General features: G+C 43.4%; 1 protein-coding gene. It reads left to right on the forward strand.

Features of this window, described 5'->3' with window-relative positions; genetic code table 11:
• Nucleotides 1-20: 20 nt before the first annotated feature.
• Nucleotides 21-274, forward strand: a 254-nt coding sequence (locus SB725_RS31165; RefSeq protein WP_410923262.1) for a hypothetical protein, incomplete at its 3' end; no start/stop codon positions are given.

Raw genomic sequence — 274 nt, forward strand, 5'->3', positions numbered from 1 at the left:
GTGTGATTATCAGTCATAGCATGGGTGCCATTATCGCTCGCATGATGCTGTCTGATGAAAATTTAGTCGATGATTTAGATAAGCTTAATGATGAAGATATCCTCTCTAGTAATGAAAAACAGCAAATCCGTAACGCGCTCAAGACTTCTTTTGGCGAAGATGAGTTAAAGGAGCGTTTTGAGCTACAGGCGTTGCCGCAAGTAGACACCGCTGTTTTTCTATCTGCACCTTTCCGTGGTACCGATTATGCAGATCGTTGGTTCACTCGTGCACT

Source organism: Pseudomonas sp. SIMBA_041, from assembly GCF_046535095.1.
Lineage (GTDB): Bacteria > Pseudomonadota > Gammaproteobacteria > Pseudomonadales > Pseudomonadaceae > Aquipseudomonas > Aquipseudomonas mucoides.